The 13840-nt window shown below is 73.6% G+C and carries 10 protein-coding genes; 7 read left to right on the plus strand and 3 right to left on the minus strand.

The window, feature by feature from the left end:
- Nucleotides 1–28 precede the first annotated feature (28 nt).
- Nucleotides 29–682, plus strand: coding sequence for a hypothetical protein (locus ABZ479_RS31595; protein WP_500464759.1), 654 nt, complete (start codon nt 29–31; stop codon nt 680–682).
- On the opposite strand, the gene ABZ479_RS31600 is transcribed toward ABZ479_RS31595, so the two are convergent.
- Together ABZ479_RS31600 and ABZ479_RS31605 are read right to left on the minus strand one after the other, a co-directional pair.
- Entirely contained in the window at nt 683–1282 is a 600-nt protein-coding gene (locus ABZ479_RS31600; RefSeq protein WP_499601876.1) for a hypothetical protein, read from the minus strand. It abuts the gene before it with no gap.
- Between the two features lie 197 nt (nt 1283–1479).
- Nucleotides 1480–3639, minus strand: coding sequence for a RecQ family ATP-dependent DNA helicase (locus ABZ479_RS31605; RefSeq protein ID WP_500464760.1), 2160 nt, complete (start codon nt 3637–3639; stop codon nt 1480–1482).
- A 154-nt stretch (nt 3640–3793) separates the two neighbouring features.
- Here ABZ479_RS31605 and ABZ479_RS31610 point away from each other — a divergent pair, with 154 nt between their 5' ends.
- The gene (locus ABZ479_RS31610) at nt 3794–5035 is read left to right on the plus strand and encodes a DUF4192 domain-containing protein (RefSeq protein WP_500464761.1); all 1242 of its coding nucleotides are present in this window, start codon (nt 3794–3796) and stop codon (nt 5033–5035) included.
- On the opposite strand, the gene ABZ479_RS31615 is transcribed toward ABZ479_RS31610, so the two are convergent.
- Nucleotides 4947–6257 (minus strand): alpha/beta fold hydrolase, encoded by a 1311-nt coding sequence (locus tag ABZ479_RS31615; RefSeq protein WP_500464762.1) that lies wholly within the window; start codon nt 6255–6257, stop codon nt 4947–4949. The genes ABZ479_RS31610 and ABZ479_RS31615 overlap by 89 nt on opposite strands.
- 132 nt (nt 6258–6389) lie before the next feature.
- Here ABZ479_RS31615 and ABZ479_RS31620 point away from each other — a divergent pair, with 132 nt between their 5' ends.
- The 5 genes from ABZ479_RS31620 (at nt 6390) to ABZ479_RS31640 (ending at nt 13758) form a co-directional block, all read left to right on the plus strand.
- Nucleotides 6390–8369: a glycogen debranching N-terminal domain-containing protein gene (locus tag ABZ479_RS31620; RefSeq protein WP_500464763.1), complete on the plus strand. Its 1980-nt coding sequence runs from the start codon at nt 6390–6392 to the stop codon at nt 8367–8369.
- A gap of 121 nt (nt 8370–8490) precedes the next feature.
- On the plus strand, nt 8491–9207 hold the full coding sequence (locus ABZ479_RS31625; protein WP_499601869.1) for an NUDIX hydrolase: 717 nt from the start codon (nt 8491–8493) through the stop codon (nt 9205–9207).
- A 32-nt stretch (nt 9208–9239) separates the two neighbouring features.
- Nucleotides 9240–10865, plus strand: coding sequence for an ATP-binding cassette domain-containing protein (locus ABZ479_RS31630; protein WP_500464764.1), 1626 nt, complete (start codon nt 9240–9242; stop codon nt 10863–10865).
- Nucleotides 10866–10957: 92 nt separating this feature from the next.
- Nucleotides 10958–11866, plus strand: coding sequence for a FadR/GntR family transcriptional regulator (locus ABZ479_RS31635; protein ID WP_500464765.1), 909 nt, complete (start codon nt 10958–10960; stop codon nt 11864–11866).
- Between the two features lie 323 nt (nt 11867–12189).
- Entirely contained in the window at nt 12190–13758 is a 1569-nt protein-coding gene (locus ABZ479_RS31640; protein ID WP_500464766.1) for an RNA polymerase sigma factor, read from the plus strand.
- Nucleotides 13759–13840: the final 82 nt, after the last annotated feature.

Genomic DNA, 13840 nt, shown 5'->3' on the forward strand with positions numbered 1-13840 from the left:
TTCCGGTGCATTTGATAGACATCAGCACATGCCTCTCACCCCCGAGGAGCCTCAGATTCACGAGAGTGTCCCGGGTCCCCGCGTTGCCCCGGCCGCCGGCCGGCCCGCGCCGACCCCCCGCCCCGTACCGGGCTCCGGCCCGCGTCCCGCGCCTCCGCGCCCCGCGCCGCCGCGTGGCGCTCCGGCGGCGAACGCCCGTCCCGGCCGTCCCGGTCCGGCCCGCGGGCCCGTCGTACCCCCGCAGCAGCGCTCGCCGCGGGACTCCGAGGCCGTCGCCTCTCCCGCCGCCGGCACGTCGGCGCAGCTCCAGCTCATCCCCGCCTCGGTGGACGGCGCCCTCGACGCCGCCGACGAGGCCGTCGACCTGCTGCTGGACAGCGGGCGCGCGCCGGGTGAGGTCCTGGTGCTCACCACCGGCGAGGAACACCCCTGGGCGGCCCACGAGCTGAGCTTCGGCGAGGCGTCGTACTGGGCCCAGCAGGACGCCGGTGACGACGTCTTCTACGCCGCCCACGACGCCGAGCGCGCCAAGGGCCGTCCCGTGGTGGTCGTGGCCGTCAACGGCGGCTCCGACGAGACCGTCGCGAGCATCCTGCCCTCCGCGCTGGCGCGGGCCGGAAAGCTGCTGATCGTCTGCGGAGACCCGCAGCGGATCAACGCGCTGCTCGGCGTCAACGCCTGATCAGCGCGCCGCCGCGCGGCGCAGGGGCGGCGTCCCGCTGGGACGCAGGCTCGCTGCGCCGCGGCTCGTGGCCGCCGACCAGGAGGCCGCGTTCGGGGTCCGTCCGGCGCGGTCCTCGCCCTGCACCCGCCAGCCGTCGTCGGTCACGGTGATGTACGACCCGGGGCGCAGCCCGTACAGCGAGCAGGCGTCGCGCAGCCCCCACATCCAGGCACCGTCCACCTCGGTCCAACCCGCTCCGCCGTCGCGGCAGACGAGTAGGACCGCGGTGCGGACCGGCCTGCGCCGCCGCAGGTCGTCGGCGGTGATCCGGCGCAGGTGGACGAGGATCGCGTTGCGCCGCTCCCAGCCGTCGACGACGTGGGGGCGCTGGGCGAAGGACGCGCTGGCCGTCAGCCGTTCGTCCGGGGAGTAGACCGCGACCACGGCGGTGCCCGGTGCCGGGAGGTGCCGCTCGTGGAGGTCGGTGACCACCTCGCGCGGGTTGATCAGCAGGGGGACGCCCGCGGCCGTCCATTCGGCGGGCTCGAGGCTGCGATGGCGTCCGGCACGGCGGGAGGCATTCACGGAAGCGGTTTCCGGAGCGAAGCCGATGGCCACGGTCCTCCCTTCGGGTATGCGTCCGCGACCGGGCGTGCGCGGGCATGCCGGTCGTAGGGCTCCAAGAGCCGATGCGGGGATCCAGGTTCAATTGTTCCTGTCGCACACGCGGGCGGCAACGGTCATTTTGGCGACCTGTCTGTTATCTGACCGTCCGCCGCTTAGATCCCTTCTCTGTCTCACATGGTGACTACCGGTCAGCCTTGCAGGGCCAGGACCAGCGGAAACACCGCCGTGACACCGGCACGGCGCAACAGCCGCGCGGCGACGGCCACCGTCCACCCCGTCTCGGTGAAGTCGTCGACCAGCAGGACCGGTCCCGCGGCCTCGGCGAGGGCGTCGGCAAGGGCCGGCGGAAGGGCGAACGCCCCGTGCAGCGCCCGCAGTCGCTGTGCGCTGTTGCTGCGCGGCACCCGGGAGGGCTCCAGCTCACCGCTGTGCGCCACCTCGCCGAGCAGCGGCATGCGGCCGATCTCGGCGATGCGTGCGCCGAGCGACGCGATGAGCTGCGGCCGGGTGTGCGAGGCGACGGTGACGACACCGACGGGCCGCTGCGGGGCGTCGGGCGCACCGCTCGCCCAGCCGCCCGGGCCCTTCGCCCAGTCGGCCAGCACCTGCACCACGGCCTGCGCCACGTCGTCAGGAACGGGCCCGTCCGCCGCGTTCTCGGCGAAGAGCGGGCGCAGCCGGTTGCCCCAGCCGATGTCGGACAGCCGTCCCAGGGCCCGGCCGGTGGCGGCCTGTTCGCCCGCCGGGATCTTCCCCTTCAGGTCGATGCCGATCGCGGGCAGGCCCGTCGGCCACATGCGGCGGGGCTCCACCTCGACCCCGGGGCGCCCGAGGGCGGCCCGCGCCGCCTCCAGGGCCTCGCGGGAGACCTCCCCGGTGAACCGGGGCCCGGCGCAGTTGTCGCAGCGGCCGCAGGGGGCCGCCTCCTCGTCGTCGAGTTGGCGGCGCAGGTACTCCATGCGGCACATCGACGTCGTGGCGTACTCGCGCATCGCCTGCTGCTCGGCCTTGCGCTGCCGGTCGACCCACGCGTACCGCTCGGTGTCGTACGTCCAGGGCATGCCCGTGGCCGTCCAGCCGCCGCGCACCCGGTGCACGGCGCCGTCCACGTCGAGCACCTTGAGCATCGTCTCCAGCCGGTTACGGCGCAGGTCCACCCGCGTCTCCAGGGCGGGGACCGACATCGGGCCCCCGGCGGCGGCGAGGGTCTCCAGGGTGCGCCGCACCTGCTCCTCGCGGGGGAAGGCGAGCGAGGCGAAGTAGCGCCAGATCGCCTCGTCCTCCGGCCCGGGGAGCAGCAGCACCTCCGCGTGGTCGACACCGCGCCCGGCGCGGCCGACCTGCTGGTAGTAGGCGATGGGGGAGGAGGGCGAGCCCAGGTGCACCACGAATCCCAGGTCCGGCTTGTCGAAGCCCATGCCCAGCGCCGAGGTGGCGACCAGCGCCTTGACCTCGTTGTTCAGCAGCGCGGATTCGGCGGCCCGGCGGTCGGCGTCCTCGGTGCGCCCCGAGTAGGCCGCGACCCGGTGACCGCGCTGCCGGAGGAAGGCGGTGACCTCCTCCGCGGCCGCCACCGTCAGGGTGTAGACGATGCCCGAGCCCGGGAGGTCGCCGATGTGGTCGGCGAGCCAGGCGAGGCGGTGCGCGGCGTCGGGCATGCCCAGCACCCCGAGCGACAGGCTCTCGCGTTCCAGCGGCCCGCGCAGCACCAGGGCGCCCTCGTGGTCGCCGGTGCCCAACTGCTCGGCGACGTCGGCCGTCACGCGCGCGTTGGCCGTGGCGGTCGTCGCCAGCACCGGGACGCCCGGGGTGAGGTCGGCGAGCATCGTCCGCAGCCGGCGGTAGTCGGGCCGGAAGTCGTGTCCCCAGTCGGAGATGCAGTGGGCCTCGTCGACCACGAGCAGGCCCGTGGTGGACGCCAGCTTGGGCAGCACCTGGTCCCGGAAGTCCGGGTTGTTGAGCCGCTCCGGGCTCACCAGAAGGACGTCGACCTCCCCCGAGGCGACCTCGGCCTGCACCGTGTCCCATTCCTCGGGGTTGGCCGAGTTGATCGTGCGGGCACGGATGCCGGCGCGGTCGGCGGCGTCGATCTGGTTCCGCATCAGCGCCAGCAGCGGGGAGACGATCACCGTGGGACCGCTGCCCCGCTCGCGCAGCAGCGCGGTGGCCACGAAGTACACGGCCGACTTGCCCCAGCCCGTGCGCTGCACCACCAGGGCCCGGCGCCCGTGCGCGACCAGCGCCTCGACGGCGCGCCACTGGTCTTCGCGCAGGCGTGCGGTGCCCGTCGGGTCCCCGACGAGCCGGCTGAGGATCGTGTCGGCGGCGGTGCGCAGTGCGGTGGTCATGCCCCCATGCAACCCGATGGCACCGACACGGCGCCAACCGTGCGGAGGTGGCCTGTGGATAACTCACCTCCGATGAGTGTGATGATATGCGCGAGTTATCCACAGGTTTTGGAGGGGTCTGGCGGAGATCCACGGCGTGCGGGACCTTCGGATCATGACTCAGCACACCGGATCCCCCCGTCCCTCGGACGACCCGAAGGTCACGCTGCGCAGCCCGGCCGAACTCGCCGCCGCGCTCCCCTACCTGTGCGGCTTCCACCCCGACGACAGCATTCTGATGATCGCCCTGCACGGCGAGCGCGGCCGCTTCGGCGGCCGGGCCCGGCTCGGGATCCCCCGGGACGCCGCCGAGTGGCCCGACGCCTCCCAGCAGTTGGCGGAGTGCCTGGTGAACGGCAGCGAGCAGCGCGGCGCACGGCCGGACGCGATCGTGCTCTTCCTCGTCCAGGAACCCGCTCCCGGCGAAGAACCCCACCAGGTCATGGAACGGCTGCGCCCGCTGGCGCAGCGGCTGCGGATCGCCTGCGGCACGCTCGACGTGCCCGTCGTCGAGGCGCTGTGCGTCTCCTCCGGCCGCTGGTGGTCGTACTGCTGCCCGGAATCGGAGCGGTTCCCGCGCGAGGGCATCGGCATCACGCAGTCCGGAGACTCCGTGATGGCCGCGGCGGCCGCCTACGCGGGCCTGCGGGTCACCGGCTCCCTCAAGGAGATGGAGGAACGCCTCACCCCGCCACCGCCGGGCGCGCCGGCGTCCGTTGCCCGCGCGGACGCCCTGGACGCGGCGGCCGCCGCACTCGTCCCGCGCATGCTGGAGCGGGACGACTCCGATGAGGTGCGGCGCACCACCCTGCGCCTGCTGCGGGAGGCGCTCGACCGCTTCCGGGCCACCACACCCGTGGGGGACGGGCCGGAGGCCGACAGCGACGACGACGCGCTGCTGGACGACGACGAGGCCGCGTCGATGATCCTCGGGCTGCAGGACCGCGCCACCCGCGACGAGGCGGCCGAGTGGATGGACCCGCCGCACACCGACCCCGCGGTGCGCCTGTGGCGGGCGCTCGCCCGGCGCTGCGTCGAGCCGTACCACGAGCACGCCGCGGCGCCCCTGACCCTTGCCGGATGGGTGGCCTGGTCCGCCGGAGACGAGGCCACCGCCCGCGTGGCCTTCGGCCGCGCCCTGGACCTGGCCCCCGACTACACCTTCGCCCGGCTGCTCCACGCCGCCGTCAACAACGGCCTCTCACCGGAGCCGCTCCGCCGCTACCTGCGCCGGCAGAGCGTCGCGCGCGCCCGCCGGGCAGCGTTGTTCACAGCTCGCCGCGGGCCAGCCGGATCAGCCGGTCGAGGACCCGGCCGCCGCTCACCCGGAGCCCGTCGTGCTCGTACTCGTCGGTGACCCAGGTGCGAAGGCCGTGGACGGAGCGGGCGGTGGCCAGGGAGTCGGCCGTGTCCACGTACATGTCGTCGTGGTAGACGGCCGCCGCCACCGGGACCTCGTTGCGCGCCAGCTGAGCCGGGTCGTACAGGTCGCTCCACTGCTCGTGCTGCGCCAGGTGGTGCGCCGTCTCGCGCAGCGGTGCCAGCGCCGGATCCGTGGCGAACATCCAGGGGTAGATCATCTCGCCGGTCAGCAGCACCGGCGCGTCGTCCGCCAGCGGCTTGTCGACGTCGAACTGCGGGAATTCGGCCCGGACCGATTCGGCGGCCCAGCCGGTGGCACGCGGCGAGACCGACTGCTGGCCGTAGATCGACTCGTGCAGCACCGCGTAGAGCGGATTGCCGGCGAACGACAGATGGCCCTGGACCTCGGAGAGGAAGGAGTCGGAGAGCTGGAGGCCGGAACCCCCGGTCACGAAGGCGTCCTCGAGCAGGTAGTGCAGCGTGTGCGAGCCGGTGCCGGTGCCGAGAAGTATCCCGGTGGCCTGGAAGGCCTCCGCGGTCAGCAGACCCCCGTCCGGGAGCCTGACCTCGCGCTCGCGCAGGTGCCGTACGACCGCGCGGACCGTCTCGACATCCTCGGGGTAACGCGCGTAGTGCGCCGCGGTCTTCCGCTCCACGCGGGGATAGGCGGCCCGGTAGACGTCCTCGGCCGTGCTGCGCAGGCCCGCGAGCCCGCCGGTCACGAAGGCCTCGCGGACGCCCTCGGGGGCGACCGACAGATAGGTGAGCGTGCAGAACCCGCCGTAGCTCTGGCCGAGCAGGCTCCACTGCTCGTCCTCGCCGAGCAGCTCGCGGCGGATGAACTCGCAGTCGCGGACGATCGAGTCGGCCCGGAAGTGCTCCAGGTAGCGGGCCTGTGCCGAGGCGTCCCCGCGCAGCGGCAGGGTCTGCCGGTTCGCCGGGGTGGAACGGCCGGTGCCCCGCTGGTCGAGCAGCAGCACCCGGTAGTCGTCCAGTGCACGGGTGAGCCAGCCGTCGCGGCCCAGCGGCCGCGGCGACCGGCCGCCCGGCCCGCCCTGGAGGAACAGCAGCCACGGCAGCGGATCTCGTTCCTTGCCGGCGGCCACGACCTCCCGTGCGTACACCTCGATCCGCTCACCGCCCGGGTCCGCGTGGTCGAGCGGCACCTGGAAGGTGTGGTCGGTGATGACGGTTCCCGGCTGGCGGTAGACGGCCATGGCTCTCTTTCCGGTGATACGGACGGCTTCCCGATCAGGAACGGTAGACGGCGCGTGACCCGAATGCCCACACGGCCGTTCTCGTGGGTAGTGGCGGCAGCGCCCGAGCGACCGATCCGACGTGGAGGTGGCATGAGCCCGCAGCCGGTCAACCGGCCGCCCCGGCAGGACCGGGGGCCGCAGCCGGTGCACGACGCCGTGATGTGCGTCGCAGCCCCGGCCCTCGCGGTCTCGCCGGAGCACGGACAACTGGACGGCGGCGGCCTCGCCGGCTTCTACCAGGGCGGCCGCCGGGTACTGGCCCGTTGCGAACTGCGCGTCGCGGGGGTGCACCCGGTCCCCGTGCAGGGCGGGCTCGTCACGGCGGGACGGGCGCGGTTCACCTCCGTCGCCCGCGTTCCCGGCGACATCGCGCCCGACCCGGCCCTCACCGTCGAGAGGCTGCGGACGGCGGGGGGCACCGAGCGCATCACCGTGCACAACACCGGATCCCGCGCCCTGCGCATCCCGTTCGAGGTGGCGCTGGCGACCGACCTCGCCGAACTGGCGGCCATCGCGGCCGGATCCTCCGGGCCGGAGCTGCAGTCCAGCGTGTGCGACGCGGGACTGCAGTGGTCGGCGGAGGGCCTGCGGGCCCGGGTCACCGCTGTACCGGCACCCGAGAGCGCCATGGCCTCCGCCGGGCTGCTCTGCTGGGAGCTGGCGCTGCCGCCCGGTGCCTCCCGCACGATCGAACTGCGCGCGACGCTGGAACCCGCCGTGGCCGGCGTCAACGGTGGATCCGCCCCGGCGGTCCCCGTGCCCTGGTCGGCCCCGGAGATCCGCGGCGGCGACGGCCGGGCGGAGACGCTGCTGCGCGCCGCCCTCGACGACCTGCGGGCGTTGCTGCTGCGCGACCCCGGGCACCCGCTGGACGTCCATGTGGCGGCCGGCGCCCCCTGGCGGCTCGGTCCCGCCCCGGCCGACGCGCTGTGGGCGGCCCGCATGCTGCTCCCGCTGGGCACCCGCCTGGCAGCCGGCACCCTGCGGGCCTTCGCCCGCCGCCAGGACCCGGAGACCGGCGGCCTGCCGGGCCCGCTGCGCCATGCCGGTCCGCATCTGCCGCCGACCTGTTCGGGGGTGGAGGCGGGGCTGCTCTTCGTCACGCTGCTCGCCGAGGCACGCCGCTGGGGTCTTCCGGAGCGGGACACCGAACAACTGCTGCCGGCCGTCGAGCGGAGCCTGTGGTGGCTGCGTTCGGTCGCGGGCGAGGGCGGATTCGTCCCCGACCCCGCGCCGGGCGGGCCGCTGCGCTGCGACGTGCAGGCCCACGCCCACCGGGCCATGCTGCACGGCGCCGATCTGCTCCAGGCCCACGGACGACCGGGCGCGGAGGAGTGGCGGGAGCGGGCCGAGGCACTGCGCCGGAGGTTCCGGGAGGAGTTCTGGCTGGACGACCCCGCGGGTGGGAGCCCGGCCGCCGCGCTCACCCCCGACGGCAGACCGGTGCCGCACCTGGGCTCGGCCGCCGCCCACCTGCTCGACACCGGCCTGTCGAGCGGCTGCGAACTCGCTCCCGGCCTGCTGGACAAGGTGCAGACCGAACAGCTCGCCGGTCTCCTCGCGGCACCGGAGCTCGATTCGGGGTGGGGGCTGCGGACCCTGTCCGCCAGGGCTCCCGGCCACAACCCCTTCGGCCACCGCGGCGGAGCGGTACGGGTGCACGAGACGGCCGTCGCGGTCGCCGGACTGGCGGCGGCAGGCCACGAGCGTGAGGCCGGGGCACTGCTGCTGGGCGTGCTGGACGCGGCAGCCGCGTTCGGGTACCGGCTGCCCGAGATGTACGCGGGGGAGCAGCGCGACGACTCGCGTCGTCCCGCCCCGCACCCGACGGCCTCACGGCCTGCCGCGGTGGCCGCCGCGGGCGCCGTCCACCTGCTGATGGCGCTCGCCGGGATCCGCCCCGACGCCCCCGAACGCATGGTGGCCGTACGCCCGCTTGCCGCCGCCCCGCTCGGTGATCTCCACCTCGCCGGGCTGCGGGTGGCCGAGGAGCCCTTCGCCCTGCGGATCGGGGCGTCCGCCACAGCCGTGATCGAGGAGGCGGCCCCCGGGCTCCAGCTCGGTGCCTGAACCCGCCGGGCGGCGGCAGCGCCCGGGCCGCCGCCCTGACGTCGGACAACAGGCCGAAGGCGAGTCGCGTCATCCCGTCAACCTGCTGTTTATCGTCAGGCAGACGACTATGATCGCGGGCATGGCGCCCTACGACCCGTCAGCTTTCCCGCCCTTCGCCGTCACTGTCGATCTCGTCGTGCTCACAGTGCGCAGCCACGCCCTGTGCGCCCTCGCGGTCCGCCGCGGTGAACCGCCCTACCAGGGCCGGTGGGCGCTGCCCGGCGGCTTCGTACGCGGCGACGAGGACCTCTCCGGGGCGGCGGCCCGCGAGCTGGAGGAGGAGACCGGTCTGCGCGCGGGCAGCGGGGTCCACCTCGAGCAGCTGGCCACCTACGGCGACCCCAAGCGCGATCCGCGGATGCGCGTGGTGAGCGTCGCCCACCTGGTGCTCGCCCCGGACCTGCCCGCGCCCCGCGCCGGGGGCGACGCGCGCAGCGCCCGCTGGGCCCCGGTCGAGGAGTTGCTGCGCAACGGGGAGGAGGGCGCCCTCGCCTTCGACCACGCGCGCATCCTGGCCGACGGAGTGGAGCGGGCCCGTTCCAAGCTCGAGTACTCCGCGCTGGCGACCGCCTTCTGCCCGCCCGAGTTCACCGTCGGCGAGCTCCGCCGGGTCTACGAGGCGGTGTGGGGCGTCGCCCTGGACCCGCGCAACTTCCACCGCAAGGTGACGGGGACGGTCGGCTTCCTCGTCCCCTCCGGCGGCACGACGACCCGTCAGGGCGGCCGCCCCGCACAGCTGTTCCGCGCGGGTGGCGCAACCATCCTGAATCCGCCCATGTTGCGACCAGAGGTGTAAATTCCGGGCCAATTGCGCGTTATGGTGCAAGGGTGATCCAGGCCATCGGATTGACCAGTGCGTCCCGGGGTGAAGAGCCCCCCGCCGTCGACGACCTCACCTTCGACGCCCGCCCCGGCGAGATCACCGTCCTGCTCGGCGACAGCGGCGCGGGCAAGTCCACCGTCCTACGGCTGATGCTCGAACTCGAACCGGGTCGCGGCATCACGCTGTTCGGTGGGCGCCCGCTGCACCGCCACACCCATCCGGCGAACGCGGTGGGCGTACTCCTCGGCGACGTCCCCGGGCATCCCTCCAGGACCGCGCGCGGCCACCTGCGCATGCTCGCCGCCGCGGCCGGGGCCCCGGCCGAACGCGCCGACCACGTCCTGGAGATCGTGGGCCTGGGCGAGACGGCCGGACGCCGGCTGTCGACCTTCTCCCTCGGCATGGACCGCCGCCTGGGCGTCGCCGCGGCCCTGCTCGGGGATCCGCCCGCGCTGCTCCTGGACGACCCCGCCCAGGGGCTTTCGGCGCACGACACCGCCTGGTTGTACGGCCTGCTCAAGGCGTACGCGGCCCGCGGCGGCGCCGTCGTCGTCACCTGCGCCGACCCCAAGGTGGCGGGCCGGCTCGGGGACCGCGTCGTCACCCTGGACAAGGGCCGTCTCGTCGCCGACCAGTCCGCCCACGAGTTCGGCCGCCGCCGGCTGCGCCCCTACGTGGCCGTCCAGTCGCCCCAGGCCGAACGCCTGGGCCTGCTGCTGACCGACGACGGGACCGAGATCACCCACGAGAGCGGCAGCCGCATCCGCGTGCACGGCCGGACCACCGCCCAGGTCGGTGAGGCCGCCTTCCGGAACGGCATCCTCCTGCACCGCCTCGCGGACGAGGTCGCCGACACCGGCGCCCCGGGAGCACCCCACGGCGACCGGCCCGCCGCACCCCTGGCGGTCGCGCGCGCCGCCGTGCCGCCCGCCGGTCCCGCCCGGCCCGTGCGCTACGAACTGCGCCGTCTCACGGGCGTCCGCGGCCCCTGGCTGATCGCGCTGGTCTCCGTCCTGGTCTCGGGGCTGGCCACCCTGACCCTGCTGCGCACCGGGCACCACGCCTTCTCCCTGCGCCTGCTGACCGGCTGGTCGCACTCCTTGCCGCTGCCGCCCGCCGCGTTGGGCGGCGGGCTCCTCGGGGCCCTCGCCTACGGCCAGGAGTTCCGCTACCCCGCTCTGGCACCCGCGCACGCGCCCGTGCCGCGCCAACTCCGCCTGCTGCTGACCAAGCTCGTCGTCAACGGCTGCGCGGCGGCGCTGATCTCCCTCCTGGGAGCGGCCCTCGGCCTCGTGGCGATGCACCTCGAACCCCCCGCGGGCGGACTGCCCTCGCCGTTCGCGCCGGTCTCCGCCACGGCGACGTCGGTGGGCCTCGCGCTCGTCTGCTGCTGGGCAGGTGTGCTGGCGGCCGGGGTGTTCCGCACCACGGCGCTCGGGCTGGCCGGCGTTCTGGCGATTCCCCTGCTGATCGCCCCGTTGGTGCGCCGGGCGGCCTCCGCCCCGGCGATCGACGTGACCCGTCTGGCGACCCAACCGGTCCGCTATTCCTTCGCTTTGTCGCTCTTCGCTCTCTTGTGTGCCTATGTGGCAACGGTCTTGCGCCGGAGAAACCCCATTTCCTTCCGATAAAGCGTCAATTATCAGGTGATGAGTGCTCACCCTTTCGTGTGCTTTTCAGGAAAGCCCTCAAGGCTTCGCGCGCCATCGCCGACAAATGATGCGTGAGTACCCTTGCGCACACCATGATGACCGCGGCCCGCCCCGTCGACCCGAGTCTCGGCGGCGGGGACACCGACCGCTATCCGTACGCCGACGCGCCCGCCGGCCTCGACCGCCCGGGCGGCGCACCGTCCTGGGACGGCGGCGAAGCCGACATGGGCCGTGTCGGCCGTCGCGCCGGCGGGAGCCGTGGCCGCGGGCTGCACGGCCAACTCGTCCAGCAACTCGGCCAGATGATCGTCTCCGGCGATCTCGGGGCCGACCGCCCGCTCGTCCCCGAGGAGATCGGCCAGCGTTTCGAGGTCTCCCGCACCGTCGTCCGCGAATCGCTGCGGGTGCTGGAGGCCAAGGGCCTCGTCAGCGCCCGGCCCAACGTCGGCACCCGGGTCCGCCCGGTCAGCGACTGGAACCTGCTCGACCCCGACATCATCGAATGGCGGGCCTTCGGCCCGCAGCGCGACGACCAGCGTCGCGAGCTGTTCGAACTGCGCTGGACCATCGAGCCCCTGGCCGCCCGCCTCGCGGCGGGTCACGGACGCGAGGACGTCCAGCAGCGGCTCATCGACATGACCGACATCATGGCCCACGCCGCGGGGCAGGGCGACGGCCTCACCTTCGCCCGGGCGGACGCCGAGTTCCACGCCCTGCTGCTGCAGGTCGCGGGCAACCGGATGCTGGAGCACCTGTCCGGCATCGTCTCCGCCGCCCTGCAGGTCTCCGGCGGCCCCGTCACCGGCTGCGAGCGCCCCGGTGAGCACTCGGTGGCCCTGCACACGCGGGTCGTCGAGGCGCTGGCCGCCTCCGACGGTGCCGAGGCGGAGACCGCCATGCGCCAGCTGCTCGCCGTCCACCCCGACGCGGGTCCCGGCGGCCCGGCGGACCACGTCGTCCCCGCCCCCCGCGAGCACTGACCCGCCCCGAGCAGCACGAGACGGCACAGACTTCCGCCGCCGGCCCACGCCCTCCGGGCCCGGCGGCGGAGCCGTCCGTCATGTTTGGCGCCCGTATCCGACCGGGCATGGTCGTGGCGTGCACGGGAAGTGTCCTGCTATCGACGCTTTGGCGCCGATCCGGGGTGTGACTCGGACCACGTACGGCCGGGCGTAACGCTCTCGGCGGCAGCGCGATGAGCTTAGAGGTGGCGGCCGTGCGTGGAATATCCGCGACGAACATGACGCTGAGTTGCAGCGCGGTTCCCACCGTAGTCGTTTTCCATCGTTCCGAGAGGTTGTTCGTGTCGGCCAGCACATCCCGTACGCTCCCGCCGGAGATCGCCGAGTCCGAGTCTCTGATGGCGCTCATCGAGCGGGGTAAGGCTCAGGGTCAGATCGCCGGCGACGACGTGCGCCGAGCCTTCGAAGCGGACCAGATCCCGGCAACCCAGTGGAAGAACGTTCTGCGCAGCCTCAACCAGGTCCTCGACGAGGAGGGTGTGACGCTGATGGTGAGTGCCGCCGAGGCGCCCAAGCGCACCCGTAAGAGCGTCGCAGCCAAGAGCCCGGCGAAGCGTACTGCCACCAAGACCGTCGCCACCAAGGCCGCCCCGGTCAAGAAGACCGTCGCTGCCAAGGCCGCCGCGGCCCCCTCCCCCACCGGGGCGGCGGAGTCCGTGGGGGATCCGGAGGACGAGGCCGTGGCACCCGCGAAGAAGGCCGTCGCCAAGAAGACTGCGGCGAAGAAGACCACCGCGACCGCCAAGAAGACCGCCGCCAAGAAGACCACCGCGACCAAGGCCAAGAAGGACGACGAGCTCGTCGAGGGCGAGGAGCTCCTCGAGGACGCCGCCCCCGGCAAGGACGAGGACGTCCCGGCCGCCGAGGCCGAGGCGGAGAGCTTCGTCCTGTCCGACGACGACGAGGACGACGCGCCCGCGCAGCAGGTCGCCGCGGCCGGCGCCACCGCCGACCCGGTGAAGGACTACCTCAAGCAGATCGGCAAGGTCCCCCTCCTCAACGCCGAGCAGGAGGTGGAGCTCGCCAAGCGCATCGAGGCCGGTCTGTTCGCCGAGGACAAGCTGGCCCAGGCCGACAAGCTCGCCCCCAAGCTCAAGCGCGAGCTGGAGATCATCGCCGAGGACGGCCGCTGGGCCAAGAACCACCTCCTGGAGGCCAACCTCCGTCTGGTGGTCTCGCTGGCCAAGCGCTACACCGGCCGCGGCATGCTCTTCCTGGACCTGATCCAGGAGGGCAACCTCGGTCTGATCCGTGCCGTCGAGAAGTTCGACTACACCAAGGGCTTCAAGTTCTCGACGTACGCGACCTGGTGGATCCGCCAGGCGATCACCCGCGCGATGGCCGACCAGGCCCGCACCATCCGCATCCCGGTGCACATGGTCGAGGTCATCAACAAGCTGGCCCGCGTCCAGCGCCAGATGCTCCAGGACCTGGGCCGCGAGCCCACCCCGGAGGAGCTGGCCAAGGAACTCGACATGACCCCCGAGAAGGTCATCGAGGTCCAGAAGTACGGTCGCGAGCCCATCTCGCTGCACACCCCGCTCGGCGAGGACGGCGACAGCGAGTTCGGTGACCTCATCGAGGACTCCGAGGCGGTCGTGCCGGCCGACGCGGTCAGCTTCACGCTGCTGCAGGAGCAGCTGCACTCGGTGCTCGACACGCTCAGTGAGCGCGAGGCGGGCGTGGTCTCCATGCGCTTCGGCCTCACCGACGGCCAGCCGAAGACGCTGGACGAGATCGGCAAGGTGTACGGGGTCACCCGTGAGCGCATCCGCCAGATCGAGTCCAAGACCATGTCCAAGCTGCGTCACCCGTCGCGTTCCCAGGTGCTGCGCGACTACCTGGACTGATCCGGACGGAAGCCCGGACGGGCCCGCGACCGCCACGGCGGGGGCGGGGGGGGGGGGGGGTGGGGGGCGTTTTACGGGATGG

The organism is Streptomyces sp. NPDC005722, assembly GCF_040630935.1.
Taxonomy (GTDB): domain Bacteria; phylum Actinomycetota; class Actinomycetes; order Streptomycetales; family Streptomycetaceae; genus Actinacidiphila.